At 62.6% G+C, this 15,817-nt stretch carries 15 protein-coding genes; 4 read left to right on the top strand and 11 right to left on the bottom strand.

All coding sequences use genetic code 11. From position 1 onward, the window contains the following. The first annotated feature begins 492 nt into the window (after positions 1-492). A complete protein-coding gene (dnaA, locus tag AAFO92_RS01290; protein ID WP_347532667.1) occupies positions 493-1,848 on the top strand; it encodes a chromosomal replication initiator protein DnaA in 1,356 nt (451 codons plus the stop codon). Between the two features lie 164 nt (positions 1,849-2,012). Then, on the top strand, positions 2,013-3,131 hold the full coding sequence (gene dnaN / locus AAFO92_RS01285; RefSeq protein ID WP_347532665.1) for a DNA polymerase III subunit beta: 1,119 nt from the start codon (positions 2,013-2,015) through the stop codon (positions 3,129-3,131). A 142-nt stretch (positions 3,132-3,273) separates the two neighbouring features. On the opposite strand, the gene mltG is transcribed toward dnaN, so the two are convergent. From mltG to fabD, 7 genes are all read right to left on the bottom strand, one after another. Then, a complete protein-coding gene (gene mltG / locus AAFO92_RS01280; RefSeq protein WP_347532663.1) occupies positions 3,274-4,440 on the bottom strand; it encodes an endolytic transglycosylase MltG in 1,167 nt (388 codons plus the stop codon). After that, positions 4,440-5,699: a beta-ketoacyl-ACP synthase II gene (fabF, locus tag AAFO92_RS01275; RefSeq protein ID WP_347532662.1), complete on the bottom strand. Its 1,260-nt coding sequence runs from the start codon at positions 5,697-5,699 to the stop codon at positions 4,440-4,442. Before fabF ends, mltG begins: the two co-directional genes overlap by 1 nt. A gap of 124 nt (positions 5,700-5,823) precedes the next feature. Continuing rightward, positions 5,824-6,567: a 1-(5-phosphoribosyl)-5-[(5-phosphoribosylamino)methylideneamino] imidazole-4-carboxamide isomerase gene (locus AAFO92_RS01270; RefSeq protein ID WP_347532660.1), complete on the bottom strand. Its 744-nt coding sequence runs from the start codon at positions 6,565-6,567 to the stop codon at positions 5,824-5,826. 419 nt (positions 6,568-6,986) lie between these two features. Further along, complete coding sequence (locus tag AAFO92_RS01265; protein ID WP_347532658.1) at positions 6,987-7,391, bottom strand: hypothetical protein; 405 nt, start codon at positions 7,389-7,391, stop codon at positions 6,987-6,989. 227 nt (positions 7,392-7,618) lie between these two features. Beyond that, a complete protein-coding gene (locus AAFO92_RS01260) occupies positions 7,619-7,852 on the bottom strand; it encodes an acyl carrier protein (RefSeq protein WP_347532656.1) in 234 nt (77 codons plus the stop codon). Positions 7,853-8,261: 409 nt separating this feature from the next. After that, positions 8,262-8,999 carry a 3-oxoacyl-[acyl-carrier-protein] reductase gene (gene fabG / locus AAFO92_RS01255; protein ID WP_347532655.1) on the bottom strand — a complete coding sequence of 246 codons (738 nt, stop codon included), beginning with the start codon at positions 8,997-8,999 and terminating at the stop codon, positions 8,262-8,264. A 59-nt stretch (positions 9,000-9,058) separates the two neighbouring features. Then, positions 9,059-10,003: an ACP S-malonyltransferase gene (fabD, locus tag AAFO92_RS01250; protein ID WP_347532654.1), complete on the bottom strand. Its 945-nt coding sequence runs from the start codon at positions 10,001-10,003 to the stop codon at positions 9,059-9,061. Between the two features lie 165 nt (positions 10,004-10,168). Between fabD and AAFO92_RS01245 the strand changes: the two genes are divergently transcribed. Further along, positions 10,169-11,395, top strand: coding sequence for a cytochrome b/b6 domain-containing protein (locus AAFO92_RS01245; protein ID WP_347532653.1), 1,227 nt, complete (start codon positions 10,169-10,171; stop codon positions 11,393-11,395). Positions 11,396-11,558: 163 nt separating this feature from the next. Here AAFO92_RS01245 and AAFO92_RS01240 read toward each other — a convergent pair whose 3' ends face one another. Next, positions 11,559-12,752, bottom strand: coding sequence for a class I SAM-dependent methyltransferase (locus AAFO92_RS01240; RefSeq protein ID WP_347532652.1), 1,194 nt, complete (start codon positions 12,750-12,752; stop codon positions 11,559-11,561). Between the two features lie 109 nt (positions 12,753-12,861). Here AAFO92_RS01240 and AAFO92_RS01235 point away from each other — a divergent pair, with 109 nt between their 5' ends. After that, on the top strand, positions 12,862-13,416 hold the full coding sequence (locus AAFO92_RS01235) for a flavodoxin family protein (protein ID WP_347532651.1): 555 nt from the start codon (positions 12,862-12,864) through the stop codon (positions 13,414-13,416). Positions 13,417-13,512: 96 nt separating this feature from the next. On the opposite strand, the gene AAFO92_RS01230 is transcribed toward AAFO92_RS01235, so the two are convergent. Genes AAFO92_RS01230 through AAFO92_RS01220 form a run of 3 tightly spaced genes read right to left on the bottom strand, consistent with a single transcriptional unit; the run spans position 13,513 to position 15,756 of the window. Then, positions 13,513-14,832 (bottom strand): MATE family efflux transporter, encoded by a 1,320-nt coding sequence (locus tag AAFO92_RS01230; protein ID WP_347532649.1) that lies wholly within the window; start codon positions 14,830-14,832, stop codon positions 13,513-13,515. Beyond that, entirely contained in the window at positions 14,825-15,334 is a 510-nt protein-coding gene (locus AAFO92_RS01225) for a PaaI family thioesterase (protein WP_347532648.1), read from the bottom strand. Before AAFO92_RS01225 ends, AAFO92_RS01230 begins: the two co-directional genes overlap by 8 nt. Then, positions 15,334-15,756, bottom strand: coding sequence for a PaaI family thioesterase (locus tag AAFO92_RS01220; RefSeq protein ID WP_347532647.1), 423 nt, complete (start codon positions 15,754-15,756; stop codon positions 15,334-15,336). The genes AAFO92_RS01225 and AAFO92_RS01220 overlap by 1 nt, the downstream gene beginning before the upstream one ends. Positions 15,757-15,817: the final 61 nt, after the last annotated feature.

The following is a 15,817-nucleotide window of genomic DNA, read 5'->3' as shown; positions in this document are numbered from 1 at the left end:
GGATATCCAGCTAACGTATTGATCCAAAAAGGCGCCGGTTTGATCGGCGCCTTATTTTGTCTGGGCTGCCGATTGGAACCCGACAGATTCTTTTTGCGCAAAGCGCTTGTCAAGATCGAAGAGTAGTTGCCCGAACGCCTTGGAGCTTGCTAGTTTCGACAGGCGATTCACGCTTGGGGGGACAGGCTGCCAGCGAATCCAAACCGGCTTATGGGGATAGGTTTGGCGGGTTCGAACGGGGGAAACCCCGGCCATGTCTTACAGGTTTGTACCGCGCCACATGATAAGTTGGCAACCAAGCACCCCGCCCGGTGCAGGTGTCTGCTATTCATGAATGCGCGGTGCGTCTTGGCCGATTTACGGGCTCATCGCCGGTTGCCACGTGCAATCGGGTGGGTTCTTGCGGCCAGTCCCGGCGTGAGTGGCTGAGCAGCGGAGGTCGGGGAGTACCTGCGCAAAACGGATCGGTGCAAGCGTTTGAGACGGGGAAATATGACACAGGAACAATGGGGCGAACTCAAGAAGGAACTTCTGAAATCGGTGGGCTCAAGCAGCTACAAGAACTGGATAGAGCCGCTGGAACTGAACGGGGTCGCGGATGGCGTCGCGGTTTTCAATGTGCCGACCAGCTTTCTGGGCAATTACGTGCTGCGGAATTTCGGTGACCTGATCCTGTATCAGATGACCGCGCGTGCACCCGAGGTCAAACGCCTCCAGTTCGAAGTTGCCGCCAACAAAGATACCAAACCCGCCGCAGCCGCCTCGCATTCCGTTACCAAGCCCGCCCCCTCTGCAGCCGATGGTCTGTTGCCCGCCGCCCCGCTGGATGATCGATTTACCTTCGATACATTCGTTGTCGGCAAACCCAACGAACTGGCTCATGCCGCCGCCAAGCGCGTGGCCGAAGGTGGCCCCGTCACCTTCAATCCGCTCTTTCTCTACGGCGGCGTCGGCCTCGGCAAGACCCACCTGATGCACGCCATTGCATGGGAACTTCAATCCCGCCGCCCCGACCTGAATGTTGTCTACCTCTCGGCAGAACAGTTCATGTACCGTTTCGTGCAGGCGCTGCGCGACCGCAAGATGATGGACTTCAAACAGATGTTCCGCTCGGTCGATGTGCTGATGGTCGATGACGTGCAGTTCATCGCCGGCAAGGATTCGACCCAGGAGGAGTTCTTTCACACGTTCAACGCCCTGGTGGACCAGAACAAGCAGATCATCATCTCGGGCGACCGCGCCCCGGGCGAGATCGAGAATCTGGAAAACCGGATCAAGTCCCGCCTGCAATGCGGCCTCGTGGTCGACCTGCACCCGACCGATTACGAACTGCGCCTCGGCATCCTGCAATCCAAGGTCGAATGTTTCACCAACCAGTATCCGGACCTCGACATGGACGAGGGCGTGCTGGAGTTCCTGGCCCACCGGATCAGCACCAATGTGCGCGTCCTCGAAGGCGCGCTGACGCGGCTCTATGCGTTCGCATCGCTGGTCGGGCATCAGATCACGCTGGAACTGACGCAGGATTGCCTGGCCGACGTGCTGCGCATGTCCGAGCGCAAGATCTCGATCGAGGAGATCCAGCGCAAGGTTTCGGATCACTACAACATCCGCCTCAGCGACATGATCGGGCCCAAGCGGGTCCGCAACTTTGCCCGCCCGCGCCAGGTGGCGATGTATCTGTGCAAGCAGATGACCAGCCGCTCGCTGCCCGAAATCGGCCGCTGTTTCGGCGGGCGTGATCACACCACCGTCATGCATGGCGTGCGGCGCATCGAAGAGCTGCGCGCGCAGGACGGGCAGATCGCCGAGGACCTCGAATTGCTGCGGCGCACGCTGGAAAGCTGAGTCCTTTTCACAACGGTTTCCCCACCCCGGCATCGCTTTGGGTGGGGTGCCCTTGACCCTCCGACGAATACAGCCGAAAACCCAACAAAAGGCTTGAGCCGCAGGGGGAAGTTGCTACCTTGCCCTTCCGGCTCCGCGCCGGCACCTGACACGGGAGCAAGGGTATGAAATTCAGCATCGAACGGGGCACATTGCTCAAGGCGGTCTCGCAGGCGCAGTCCGTGGTCGAACGGCGCAACACCATACCGATCCTTGCCAATGTCCTGATCGAGGCCGACGGCAGCGACGTGAATTTCCGCGCCACCGACCTGGATATCGAGGTGGTGGACAAGGCCCCGGCCCAGGTGGAGCGCGCCGGCGCAACGACGGTATCCGCCGTGACCCTGCATGAAATTGTCCGCAAGCTGCCCGACGGGGCGCTGGTGACACTGACCGATGACGGCACATCGGGCCGGCTGACGGTCGAGGCGGGGCGGTCGAACTTCAACCTCGCGACGCTGCCCAAGGAAGATTTCCCGGTCATGGCGTCGTCGGAATATGCCTGCAATTTCTCGGCCAAGGCGCCCGATCTTCGGCGGCTGTTCGACAAGTCGAAATTCGCGATCTCCACCGAAGAAACACGGTATTACCTGAACGGCGTCTACATGCATGTGGCCGATGCCGAGGACGGCAAGCAACTTCGCTGCGTCGCCACCGATGGCCACCGCCTGGCCCGGATCGACGCCGACCTGCCCGAAGGTGCCGCGGACATGCCCGGCGTGATCGTGCCCCGCAAGACCGTGGGCGAGCTGCGCAAGCTTCTGGAAGACGATGACATGAAAATCGCCGTGTCGGTTTCCGAGACCAAGGTGCGCTTCGCCACGCCCGACATCACCCTGACCTCCAAGGTGATCGACGGGACCTTCCCCGATTACACCCGCGTCATCCCGCAGGGCAACACCCGCAAGATGGAGGTCGACGCCGCCGAATTCGCCAATGCCGTCGACCGCGTGGCCACCGTCAGTTCGGAACGCTCGCGCGCGGTCAAACTGGCACTGGACGAAGATCGCCTGGTCCTGTCGGTGAACGCCCCCGACAGCGGCGCCGCCGAAGAGGAGCTGGCCGTGGCCTATGGGGACGAACGTCTGGAAATCGGATTCAACGCCAAGTACCTCCTGGAAATCGCCAGCCAGGTTGACCGTGAAAACGCCGTCTTCCTGTTCAATTCAGCCGGCGATCCGACCCTGATGCGCGAAGGCAACGACACGAGTGCCGTCTATGTCGTCATGCCGATGCGGGTGTGAACGACCTGACTGCAGCACCCATTCTTTGACCAAGGCCACGGCTGAAAAGTCCACATCGCGGTCTCTTGTCACCTTTGGCTGAACGTCCCGCGCGGAATCAGGGCCGCAGGCCGCCAGCTTGATCTGCAAAACGCCTGACGACCTACTCGGTTGCCTGCTCGGCCGCCCGTTCGGCCTCGATCTTGCGCCACTCGGCGACGTTCTTGTTGTGCTCTTCCAGCGTGGTGGCAAAGGCATGCCCGCCGGTCCCGTCCGCCACGAAGAAGATGTAATCCGTCGCGTCGGGATTCACTGCGGCCTCAAGGCTGGCCCGGCCCGGATTTGCGATCGGCGTGGGCGGCAGACCGTCGATCACATAGGTGTTCCAGTCGGTCCGGTTGCGCAGCTCGCTCTGGCGTAGGCCCCGCCCCAGAACGCCCTGCCCCTTGGTGATGCCATAGATCACCGTCGGGTCGGTCTGCAGTTTCATGCCCTGCCGCAACCGGTTGGTAAAGACGCTGGCCACCTGGCCGCGCTCTTCCGGCTGGCCGGTTTCCTTTTCGATGATCGACGCCAGGATCAGCGCCTCATACGGATCGTTCAGCGGGATGCCCTCGGCCCGGTTCTCCCAGGCGGCGGCCAACAGAACGTCCTGCGCGGCGTCCATCCGTTCGACCAGGCTTTCACGGGTGTCGCCGACGCGCACCTCATAGCTGTCCGGGGCCAGGCTGCCTTCGGGCGGCTGCTCTGCGATCTCACCTTCCAGCACGTCGATCTGGTTCAGCGAATTCACGATCTGCCAACTGGTCACGCCCTCGGCGATGGCGATACGGTAGCGCGTGTCGCTTTCGCTGCGCACATCCCGGTAGATCTCGGGCGGGTCGCCCTCTCCCAGTGTGAATTCCGCCCGCATCACGAACTCGTCGGTGGCGGGATCCAGCTCTCTTACCTGCGCTTCGGACTGGGTGACACCGATGCGGAACACCACCTCGGTCCCGCAGGTGCTGGCCCCGCCGCGGGTCACGATATCGACGATTTCCTGCATGCTGGCGCGTTCCGGCACCAGCCAGCTACCGGCTTTCAACTGGCTGTTCTTGCCCGAATATTCCGCGCCGATGCGATAGATCGAGGCATTGGAGACCGCCCCAAGCTCCTGTAGCTGCCGCGACACGCCCCGCATCGTCGCCCCGGATTCGACCCGCAGACAGACCCGGTCCTGCAACGGACCTTGTGTGGTGTATTCATTCTGCCCCCACAGGATCACCCCCCCCAGCAGGAAGGCCAGAACAACAAGGAAGGTCAGCGCGTTCGAGGCGATATGCCGCCACATCAGCGGACTTTCCCGATGCAGAGCGAGGCATTCGTGCCGCCAAAGCCGAAGCTGTTGGACAGCGCCACGTCGATCTCACGCTCGCGCTTGGCTTTCGGCGCCAGGTCAAGCGGGGTATCCACCGCCGGGTTGTCGAGGTTGATGGTCGGCGGGGCCACCTGATCGCGGATCGCCAGGATCGAGAAGATCGCCTCGATCGCGCCCGCCGCGCCCAGAAGATGCCCGGTGGCGGATTTGGTCGAGCTCATCGTCGCCTTGCCCGCAGAATTGCCCAGCAGGCGTTCCACCGCCTTCAATTCGATGGTGTCGGCCATGGTGCTGGTGCCGTGGGCGTTGATGTAGTCGACCGTGGATGGGTCGATATCTGCATGTTTCAGCGCCGCAACCATGGCACGGTAACCGCCATCACCATCCTCCGATGGTGCGGTGATGTGATAGGCGTCGCCACTGAGGCCATAGCCCAGGATCTCGGCATAGATCTTGGCGCCGCGCGCCTTGGCATGTTTGTATTCTTCCAGCACGACAATGCCTGCCCCTTCGCCCATGACGAAGCCGTCGCGGTCCTCGTCATACGGCCGGCTGGCCGATTTCGGGTCATCCGCACGCTTGGTGCTGAGCGCCTTGCAGGCGTTGAACCCGGCGATGCCGATCTCGCAGATTGCCGCCTCGGCCCCGCCGGCTATCATCACGTCCGCATCGCCGAACATGATCAATCGCGCCGCGTCACCAATGGCGTGCGCACCGGTCGAACAGGCCGTCACCACCGAGTGGTTCGGCCCCTTGAAGCCATAGCGGATGCCCACCTGCCCGCTGATCAGGTTGATGAGCGCGCCGGGAATGAAGAAGGGCGACACTCGCCGCACACCCTTGTCGCGGATGATCAGGGTGGTTTCCTCGATCGAGCGCAGCCCGCCGATGCCTGACCCGATCAGCACGCCGGTGCGCTGGCGGCTCTCCTCGTCTTCGGGCATCCAGCCCGCGTCCTCGACCGCCTGCTGGGCGGCGGCGACACCGTAGAGAATGAAATCATCGACCTTGCGGCGCTCTTTCGGCTCCATGTAGCTGTCGGTGTTGAAGGTGCCGTCACTGCCATCGCCAAGAGGGACTTCGCAGGCATAAGTAGTTGCGACGTTCGAGGCATCGAACCGGGTGATCGGCCCCGCGCCGGATTGACCGTCCAGAAGACGTTTCCAGCTTTCCTCGACTCCATCCGCCAGAGGCGTAACCAGCCCGAGGCCGGTGACAACGACACGCCGCATGATGCTGCCCTTTCTCGTAATTCAATGGCTGCTCATACCCTGCCTTGATACATGGGGGCAAGTCCATCAAACAGCAACGACCGGAAAGGTTTTGCCGATCCGGTCGTGCTCAACTGTGTTGATATTACTGAAATTCGGCCACGCGTTCCGGTTCGGGCCGGGCCACGGCAATCGCCTCGGCCAGGTTGACATCCTTGGACAACAGCGCCCGGCCGATCATGGTCCCCGAGATGTTGTAGACATATTTCAGCCGCGCCACGTCATCCACGGTGCGGATCGTGCCGCGGGCGATCACCGCGTGGCGGGTTTTCGCCGCCAGACCGCTGATCACACCGACGCTGCCGTCCTGATCTTCGATATCCGCATCGATATCGGTGACGATGACCCCGGCAAGCGGTGCCTGATCGAAGGCCGCGATGAAAGTATCGGGCTCCAGCGCGCTGTATTTCTGCCAGCCCTCGGTCATTACATGGCCCTGGTAGATGTCGACGGCCAGCACGATCTGATCGGGATGGCGTTTCGCCAGCTGGTGCAGCCAATCGGGCTCTTGCGCCGCCATGGTGCCGATCACGACGCGCCCCGCGCCACGATCGATCCAGTGTTCAACCCGCTCGCGCGAACGGAAACCGCCGCCCAGTTGCACCGGGATACGGGCGGCACGAATGATCTCTTCGATCAGGGCGTCGTTTTCACCGTCACCGCGCAAACCGTTCATGTCGGTGACATGCATCCATTCGGCACCGGCGGCGGCAAATTGCTGGGCGGTTTCCACCGGATCGACATGCCAGATGACAGGCTCTGCCAGACGTCCCCGTGTCAGGGACACGCATTTACCGTTCAAGATTTCCAAAGTGGGATAGATGATCATTTGCAGACCCTCGGAATCAATCGCCCTGACGTTATGACAGGATGAAACAGCTATGCAGTTTAAACCCGAATCCCGATATCACCAAATCGGCATGATAGCGTCCGTTCGCGGCCAAATTGCAGGGGGAGAGGATGGCAGAAGACAGCTCGATCGGCGGCCAAGCGGACATTTGCTGCAATTCGAGTCTTTGAGCAAGAGCCGCGCGATTGCCAGACCGCAGGGTGGCGACGCAACGGTAGTTCGTGGCGCTTTATCCTCGCCAAACCTGAAGAACCTCGGAATGACACGCCAGATATCAAAATCGCCAGCCCCTGCGGGCGGTCTGGCGATCGCGCGGCGCCCTTCGGGCTTGATTCCGCGCGGGCGAATTGATTGAACAGCAGCTCAAAGCGGGCATTTGTCGGGATCTTTTGGTCAGTTCAGGTATCATCTTCCAATTGCGTTACAACAAAACCACCGTCCACACTTTCTCCCCAACCCAAAGACACTTGGCCGTTGGGATGGAAAATTGTTAAACGCCCAGAGTCTTCTTGTTTGGTGATTTGCGGGTCACCAATTGCCACCTTACAATCTAGTCGTCGCGCCAGAGAGAAACCTAGTCGCCGATAGTTTTCGTCAAATTCGGCATTTCGTTCGACTACAGCGAAAGTTTGATAGTCTCCTTCTTCATGCAAAATCGCGAGCCCTAAAAAACCTGCAAAATCTTTAAGGCCCCAGTAGTCCATTTCATCAAGAATGTTTTGCTCCGGCATTTGCAACGCCCTTGCCAGGATCGGTTTGATATCCTTAACTTCAATACGTTTCTCGATGTTTATCTCAAGCACGCTAGACACAACTCTCAAGTTCTTGAGAATATTGTATCGTGTCTTCAACGGTTTGACGACAACTCTTCCATCTATGGGATTGAGTTCCGTTCAAGAGATGAAATTTCCTGTTCTCTGGTTCTGCGTGGCTCGCAAAAAATGACCGCATCCGGCTCGATGCGGACGCCGCAAAACAAGAAGGCCCCGCCGAATGGCAGGGCCCGTAACGCCAGAAGGCGTGATCTGTCTTACGACGCTTCCGAGATGAACTTGACCGCGTCGCCGAAGGTCTGGATGTTTTCGGCGGCGTCATCGGGGATCTCGATGCCGAATTCTTCTTCAAAGGCCATGACCAGTTCGACCGTGTCCAGGCTGTCTGCGCCCAGATCGTCGATGAAGGAGGCGTTCTCGCTCACTTTGTCTTCTTCCACACCCAGGTGCTCAACAACGATCTTCTTTACGCGGTCTGCTGTATCGCTCATGTCCTTAATCCTCATAGTCTGCTGGGCATGTTGGCCCGTTTTTGCCTCCACCCTGCAGGGCTGCGGCCTTGATACTTGCCCCCTCGGGCGGCTCCTCTCGCCCAAGAACGGGCTGCCCTGCGGGGATCTCCACAACCCCTCAGGCCAATCTGCGCCGCCTATAGCACATGGCGCGCCGTTGGCAAACGTTTTCCCAAATTGGGCAATCAGTCGGAAATTGCAAGGGGGCTACCGCGCGTCAGGCAAGGACACCTTTTTTACAAGGCTTTGTAATCCCACGCGATTTGACATGCCAACCCGATAACGATCCGTTCTTCAGAAAGTGCGTTGCGCGCGAAAGTGTGAAGATTCCACCGCTCAAATCCGCGCTGCGTCCGAAACGTGAACCTGACGATTCCCTCTGCCCGGGTCAGAGCATCGCCATACCGCCATTCACGTGCAGCGTCGCGCCGGTCACATAGCCGGCTTCGGGGCTGGCCAGGTACAGGACGGCAGCAGCGATCTCTTCGGCGGATCCCATGCGCGCGGCCGGAATCTGGGCGTTGATCTTGCCCTTCTGCTCCTCGGTCAGCTTGTCGGTCATTGCCGTGGCGATAAAACCCGGCGCCACGGCGTTGGCGGTGATGCCGCGGCTGGCGATCTCGGCAGCGATGGATTTGGTCATGCCGATCATGCCGGCCTTTGACGCCGCGTAGTTCACCTGGCCCGGATTGCCCGTCGCCCCCACGATCGAGCTGATATTGATGATCCTCCCCCACCGCGCCTTCATCATCGGGCGCATCACGCCGCGGCAGAGCCGCATGGTCGCGGTCAGGTTCACATCGATCACGTTCTGCCACTCCTCATCCGACATGCGCATGAAGATCTGATCGCGGGTGATACCGGCATTGTTGACCAGGATATCCACCGAACCCATCACCTCTGCGGCCTGTTTCGGCAGGGCATCGACCGCCTCCGGGTCACCCAGCTTGCAGGGCAGAACATGCGCACGCTCTCCCAGTTCGGCCGCCAGCGCCTCCAGCGGCTCAACCCGCGTTCCGCTCAGGGCGACGGTAGCGCCGGCCCCGTGCAGGGCCTTGGCTATTGCCCCCCCAATGCCCCCCGAAGCGCCGGTGACCAACGCGCTCTTACCTGTCAGATCGAACATCGCACTATTCCTTTCTAAAATTCCTGTCCCGTTTCAAAATGATGCTGCAAACGGACCGCTCAGCCGTTTTGCAATGACTCGGCAGCGGCCTTGACCTCATCGGGTGTGCCGACGGTCCGGCAGGCGATTTCCCGGTCAATGCGGCGCACCATGCCGGACAGCGCCTTGCCCGCCCCGATTTCCCAAATCTCCTTGACGCCCTGCGCGCCCATCCTGGCCACCGACTCGCGCCAGCGCACCGACCCGGTCACCTGCTGCACCAGCAGGGATCGGATGACCGTCGGGTCATCTACCTTGTCGGCCACGACATTGGCAATCAGCGGCACACGCGGGCGCTCGATCTCGACCCCGTCCAGCGCCTGCGCCATCACCTCGGCAGCCGGTTCCATCAGCGCGCAATGGAACGGTGCGCTGACCGGCAGCAGCATCGCCCGTTTCGCCCCCCGCTCCTTGGCCAGCTCGACAGCACGCTCGACCGCGCCCTTGTGCCCCGATACGACAACCTGCCCCGGGTCGTTGTCATTGGCCGCCTGGCAGACCTCGCCCTGCGCTGCGGCGGCGGCCACCTCGCGGGCGGCCTCGAAATCCAGCCCCAGCAGGGCGGCCATCGCACCCACGCCAACCGGCACCGCCTGCTGCATCGCCTCGCCGCGAATCCGCAAGAGCCGCGCCGTGTCGGCCACGCTTAACGCGCCCGCAGCCGCCAATGCCGAATATTCGCCCAGTGAATGGCCCGCCACGCAGGATGCCGTTTCGATCCCGGCGCCTTCGGCCTCCAGCGCGCGCATTGCGGCCAGCGAAGTCGCCATCAGCGCCGGCTGGGCATTCTGCGTCAGGGTCAGCGTATCCTGGTCACCTTCCCAGATCAGCTCCGAGAGTTTTTCGCCAAGCGCCTCGTCAACCTCGTCAAAAACCGCCTTGGCAGCAGGGTAGGCATCGGCCAGCGCCTTGCCCATGCCAATGGTCTGCGCGCCTTGTCCCGGGAATACGAATGCTCGGCTCATATGTGTCTTGCCTCCAGTTAACCTTTTCCCGGATACCTCGCCTGTACGGCTTAGGCAACGCCCAAGCCTGTGGGCGCATCGTTGCACGGCAATTGTGCGCAGGTTGCGATTGCCGATCCCGCGAAGCCGGCTACATTGGCCGGAACTTGGAAAGGACGCGCAAAGATGCCGCTGAGCAACTCGGAAAAAACCTATGGATCGGTGACAAAGACGTTCCACTGGCTGACCGCCCTGTTGATCCTGTCGGCGATCCCGCTGGGTATCATTGCCAGCGATCTGGCGCATGACCTGCAGGATACAACGACGGCGCCGGACGAAGCGACGCTGGCGCTGACTGCAACGCTGTTTTCACTGCACAAGACGATCGGTGTCTCGGTTTTCTTCGTGGCGCTGGCAAGGATCGTGTGGGCGGTGTCGCAGCCGAAACCGGGCCTGCTGAACGGCGACAACCCGCCCGAGGCATGGCTTGCCGAAACCGTGCACTGGCTGCTCTACGGCTCGCTGGTCGCGGTCCCGCTGACAGGCTGGGCGCACCACGCCGCGACCACGGGTTATGCGCCGATCTGGTGGCCGTTTGGCCAGGCCCTTCCGTTTGTTCCCAGGGATCCCGCCGTGGCCGAATTCGCGGCAACGCTCCACTATATCCTGCAATGGGTTCTGGTGGGGGCCGTTGGCCTGCATATCGTCGGCGCATTCAAACATCACGTGATCGACGGGGATGCCACCCTGCGCCGGATGCTGCCCGGACGGAGCGCGGCCGAACCGACCGCACAACAGCCCGGCCACGCATTGCCTTTGGTGACGGCCCTGGCAATCTGGGCCACGGCGCTGGGTGGGGCGACTGCCCTGGGGTGGTTTTCGCGCGTGCACGAAAATCCGGCGACCGCCGAGGCGCTGGCCCAGGTCGAGAGCGACTGGCAGGTGCAGGACGGGACATTGTCGGTTACCGTCCGGCAGCTTGGGTCGGACGTGACCGGTCAATTCGCCGACTGGACCGCCAAAATCAGCTATGACGAAACCCCTGACGACAGCGGCAAGCACGGCCAGGTCGAAGTCACTATCGCCACCCCGTCACTGAACCTGGGATCGGTGAGCGCGCAGGCCAAGGGCACAGGATATCTCGACACGACAGCGCATCCGACGGCAACATTCGCGGCCGATCTGCTGGCGCGCGAGGGCGGCAACGTGGCCGTCGGCTCGCTCACCATCCGGGAGCAATCCGTGCCCGTCGAAATGCCATTCGAACTGTCGATAGAGGGTGATACCGCGACTGCTGCTGGCAGTGTCGACATAGACCGCCGCGATTTTGGCATCGGGGCGGATGTCAACAATGAGGGGTCGCTTGGTTTCACGGTCGGGATCAGTTTCGAATTGACGGCGGTTCGGCAATAGGTCCGGATCCGGTTTTGTCATGAATCGGCGCCGGAAACGGAAACCTCGCGGGGGTGGTATGGCGCCCGGCGATTCTTCCGGTACAGGTAATCACCCTGCCAGGATCCGCACTGCAGACCAGTCAGGCCCCTGCGGCACATCCCCCCACGCAACGCCAAAGGGCCTATTTCAGAATACCGGAATAGAGCAGGATGCCCCACCCCATCAGCTCTGACTCGACCTTGGTCCAGACGGTCCCCATGCCGATCGGGTCGGTCCCCGTGGCAGCGGCGATTTCGGCCAGGCTGCGGCGGCCATCTATCGCGGCGATCAGAGGGGCCGCTTGCCTGGGAAGGCTCAGCCGTGCCTCGACACCGGCAAAGCTCAATTTCGGCGCCTGACCCTGCGCCGCGGCCTGCGCCAGGGCGCGCGGCTGGACGCCCTTCAGATGCGGGATAAGCGCGCGGTTCTTGCCCGTGGCCGCAGCCCGACCCTGACCGGACGGCACCGCATAGCCCACATGGGTCTTGATCGTACCGCGCAATTTCTCTGCAATCGCCATCGCCTGCACCTGGTCCAGCTGTTCGGGCACGGGCGTGATCCGCGACAGATCGTAAAGCGCGGGCATGGTAAAGCCGCTCAGTTCCCACCCGGCCTCGGCCATCACGCCGATCAGTTCCGGCACATCAAAGGCGCGATCCTGCGAATGCAGCAGCAGATCGTAGAAACCCGCGTCGCTGTCGTGGTGATCACCCAGGTTCGGATTGCCCTTGAATGGATGCCCCTCGGGCAAGGCGCGGACGATCTTGCGGGCGGCCTTCAGCCTGTCACGCGGGGACAGGCCACCATAAAGCGCGCCGAACGCCTCCTGCAACGGATAGACGCCGGACCGGCCATAGGGGGCATAGACCATGAAGCCCATCCCGCCCGCCGGGGCCAACGCCGCCCGCAGGGCGCGGAATCCTTCGACCGGTTCGGGCAGATGATGCAGCACGCCACAGCAGTCGATATAATCGAATTCACCCAGGTCGGGCGCGTCCAGCAGGCTGCCGGTGACAAAGCGGATAGCGGTCAGTTTCCGCGCCTTCGCCCGCGCCTCGGCCAACTTGCGCGATGCACGCGACAGGTCGACATAGGTGATCTCATACGGTTTGCCCGCCTGGGTCAGCATCTGCGCCAGCTGGATCAGCCCGTCGCCCGTCCCGCCGCCGGCCACAAGGACGCGCAGGGGTTTCGACCAGTCACGGCACCCGGCAAAGAGAAAATGATCGATCTCCAGCGGGTGCGATGGTGAACCGCTGATCAGCCGCTTTGCCTCGTCCTTCGGGTCGCGTTCCGGATAGGGATACGCCTCGTACTGGTCCTTGACCTTGTCCATCGCCGCCTCGCGCCTCGTTCTTGGCCGCAAGATAGGCCGCATCACGCGGGAATTGCAAAACCCAAAAGCGGGCTTGCCAATCTGTGCCTGCTGCGGCAGCGTCGCCATCATGAAACGCGCCGACCCCGCCATCGTCATCACCTGTTTTTCCGGCCACGGCCACACGCGCCGGCTGGCACAAGCGGTGGCCGACGGCGCCGCGCCCGCCCGGCTGGTCAATGTCGAGGAGATCACCGGCGAGGACTGGACGGCGCTCGACGCGGCCGATGCGATCCTGTTTGGCACACCCACCTATATGGGCTCTTCGGCGGCGGGGTTCGAGGCGTTCCTGGAAGCGGCCGCCTCCCGCTGGGAAGATCAGCTTTGGGCCGACAAGATCGCGGGGGGCTTCACCGTCGGCACCTATCCTGCGGGTGACAAGCTGAGCACGCTCATCCGGCTTGCCGTTTATGCGGCACAGATGGGCATGATCTGGGTGGGCCCGACCGGGATCGGCCCGCCGGTCAAACCAGAAAATCCCGGCATCAACAGCGATGGCAGCAACCTGGGGCTGACCGCCACCTCGTCACGCGACAAGGGACAGCTGATCGACCCCGGCGATCTGGAAACCGCCCGCCAATTCGGTGCCCGCATCGCCACCGTCACCCGGCGCTGGCGCGGCTGACACGCTGCTTCCAAAAGGAGTTCGCTACGCTCACCCAGATACGATTTGCGCTCAGGCCGCGCAGGCCTTGGGGCGCTGCCCCAAACCCCGGAGGTTTCAGCGTATCACGGCGGCCTCGAGCGCCGGGTACCGCAGGCCCAAGGTGACGCCGCGCGCCAGGAAGCTGACCAGCAGTGCCAGCCATAGCCCGTGATTGCCAATAAACGGCACCAGCAGCGCCGCTGCCGCGGCATAGGCGATCAGGCTGATCACCATCATGTTGCGCATGTCACGCGTGCGTGTCGCCCCGATGAAAATACCGTCCAGCATCCAGGCAGCCAGGCCAACCAGCGGTGTCAGCACCATGTAGATCAGAAAGACACGTGCTTCGGCCTGCACTTCGGGCACCTTGGCCATCAGGTCGATAATCGCCCCGCCGCATGTTGCGAATGCAGCGGATAGCAGCAGAATGATCACCAACCCCCACTGGCTGGTGACAATCGCGCCCCGCCTCAGGCCGGCGCGGTCCCGCGCGCCCATCGCCTGCCCCACCAGCGCTTCGGCGGCAAAGGCAAACCCATCCAGCGCATAGGCGGTTATGTGCAGGAACTGCAATAGCACCTGATTGGCCGCCAGCGTGACATCCCCGAAATCAGCCCCCAGGAACAGAAACGAGACAAAGATCGCCTCGAGCATCAGCGAGCGCAGCAGGATATCGGAATTGACCGAGAAGATCAGGCGCAACCGGTCCGCATCGAAGATCCGTGCCCAATCCCGCCAGGCCGGGTTGTGCAATACATCGCGACACAGCCACAGCCCAAGCACCAGGCCGGACCATTCGGCGATGAACGTCGCCCAGGCCACGCCCTCGACTCCCCAGTCGAGGCCGAGCACAAACCACAGGTCCAGCGCGATGTTGAGGCCGTTCATCAGCAACTGGATCGCCAGAACCGCGCGCGTGCGCTCCAGCGCAATCAGCCAGCCGGTAACGCCGTAAAGCGCGATGATGGCGGGTGCACTGAACACGCGGATCTGCATGTAATCGCGCGCCAGCGCCTCGACCTCGGCGCTGGCGGGAGAGACCTGGAATGCGGCCCAGAAGAGCGGCACCTGCAACGCGATGATCGCAATACCGCCGGCAAGGCCGATCATCAGGGCGCGGGTCAGCATGGCCGACACCTCGCCCGGCTGGGCCGCGCCCTTGGCCTGGCTGGTCAGCCCGGTCGTGCCCATCCGCAGAAAGCCGAACATCCAATAGATCGCTGTCAGGATGATTGCGCCGATGCCCACGGCGCCGATCGGCGCCGCCTGCCCCAGCTGTCCGACAACGCCGGTATCCACCGCCCCCAGTATGGGCACTGTCGCGTTGGCCAGCACGATGGGCAGCGCGATGTTCAGAACCCTGCGATGCGTGACGGTGCCGGCCGTGTCAGCCATGACGGCGCGGCATCACGAAATGTCCGGTCGCCTGCACGAAGGCCCGGTCGCGATTGTCCTGCCACCCCTCGACATGCACGCTGGCATAGCGGCGGCCCGAGCGGACGACCTTGGCCCGCGCATAGGCATCGCGCGGCAGGCCTGAACGCAGGTAGTCCACGGTGAATCCGATGGTCTTCGGCAGGCGCGGCATCCGTCCGCTTACCAGGTCTTCTGCGTCAAGCGCGCCGCTTTCGATCTCTTCCCACAGCATTGACCAGCTGAGGCCGATGATCGCGGTCACCTCAAGGAAGGCTGCCGTCGCCCCGCCATGCAGCGCGGGCAGCAGCGGGTTGCCGATCAGCTTGTCGTCAAACGGCATCACCGCGGTCAGTTCGTCCCCGCGCCGATCGAATTCGATCCCCAGGAAGCGGATATAGGGAACGCCATCGACCAGCGCCTTCAGCGCCGCATCGCGCCGCTGTTTGACCACCTGTACGGGTTCCGGCTTGGGCCGCGCCATCACTTACCCTCCACGGTGAAGGTTCCCGTCGCGGTGGCAACGGGCAGCGTGTCATCGTCATCCATCGCGCGGGCGCGGACAAAGGCCACCGACCGGGTAATGTGATAGCATTCCGCCTGCGCCCTGATCCGCTGTCCGGGCGTGGCGGGGCGCATGTAGTCGATCCTCAGGTCGATGGTCGCGGTGCCGCCGGAATTCGCCGGATGGCTGATCGCCGCCGCGCCGCAGCAGGTGTCCATCAACGCCGAGACCGCCCCACCGTGAATGACCCGCGTTTCAGGATCGCCGATGAACCGCTCATCGTAATCCATGGCGAACTCCGCCCGCCCGTCTCCGATTTCGGTCAGCTCCATGCCCAGCGCCTGCGCATGGGGCACTGACTGCATGAACTGCTTGGCCAATTTCACCTTGTCGACGCTCATCCGGCGCTCCTATTGCAACCCGGCCCTTTATGAGCCGTAAATCGCGGCCGCCGCAAGGGCA

The sequence above is a fragment of the Roseovarius sp. CAU 1744 genome (genome assembly GCF_039839345.1).
Taxonomy (GTDB): domain Bacteria; phylum Pseudomonadota; class Alphaproteobacteria; order Rhodobacterales; family Rhodobacteraceae; genus Roseovarius.
The sequence above is the reverse complement of the archived record's forward strand: the minus strand, read 5'-3'. Positions and strand labels throughout refer to the sequence as shown.

Excerpts from the sequence above, each read along its gene's own strand:
- dnaA (WP_347532667.1), top strand. The coding sequence starts at position 493 with ATGACACAGGAACAATGGGGCGAACTCAAGAAGGAACTTCTGAAATCG.
- dnaN (WP_347532665.1), top strand. The coding sequence starts at position 2,013 with ATGAAATTCAGCATCGAACGGGGCACATTGCTCAAGGCGGTCTCGCAG.
- mltG (WP_347532663.1), bottom strand. The coding sequence starts at position 4,440 with ATGTGGCGGCATATCGCCTCGAACGCGCTGACCTTCCTTGTTGTTCTG.
- fabF (WP_347532662.1), bottom strand. The coding sequence starts at position 5,699 with ATGCGGCGTGTCGTTGTCACCGGCCTCGGGCTGGTTACGCCTCTGGCG.
- AAFO92_RS01270 (WP_347532660.1), bottom strand. The coding sequence starts at position 6,567 with ATGATCATCTATCCCACTTTGGAAATCTTGAACGGTAAATGCGTGTCC.
- AAFO92_RS01260 (WP_347532656.1), bottom strand. The coding sequence starts at position 7,852 with ATGAGCGATACAGCAGACCGCGTAAAGAAGATCGTTGTTGAGCACCTG.
- fabG (WP_347532655.1), bottom strand. The coding sequence starts at position 8,999 with ATGTTCGATCTGACAGGTAAGAGCGCGTTGGTCACCGGCGCTTCGGGG.
- fabD (WP_347532654.1), bottom strand. The coding sequence starts at position 10,003 with ATGAGCCGAGCATTCGTATTCCCGGGACAAGGCGCGCAGACCATTGGC.
- AAFO92_RS01245 (WP_347532653.1), top strand. The coding sequence starts at position 10,169 with ATGCCGCTGAGCAACTCGGAAAAAACCTATGGATCGGTGACAAAGACG.
- AAFO92_RS01240 (WP_347532652.1), bottom strand. The coding sequence starts at position 12,752 with ATGGACAAGGTCAAGGACCAGTACGAGGCGTATCCCTATCCGGAACGC.
- AAFO92_RS01235 (WP_347532651.1), top strand. The coding sequence starts at position 12,862 with ATGAAACGCGCCGACCCCGCCATCGTCATCACCTGTTTTTCCGGCCAC.
- AAFO92_RS01230 (WP_347532649.1), bottom strand. The coding sequence starts at position 14,832 with ATGGCTGACACGGCCGGCACCGTCACGCATCGCAGGGTTCTGAACATC.
- AAFO92_RS01225 (WP_347532648.1), bottom strand. The coding sequence starts at position 15,334 with ATGGCGCGGCCCAAGCCGGAACCCGTACAGGTGGTCAAACAGCGGCGC.
- AAFO92_RS01220 (WP_347532647.1), bottom strand. The coding sequence starts at position 15,756 with ATGAGCGTCGACAAGGTGAAATTGGCCAAGCAGTTCATGCAGTCAGTG.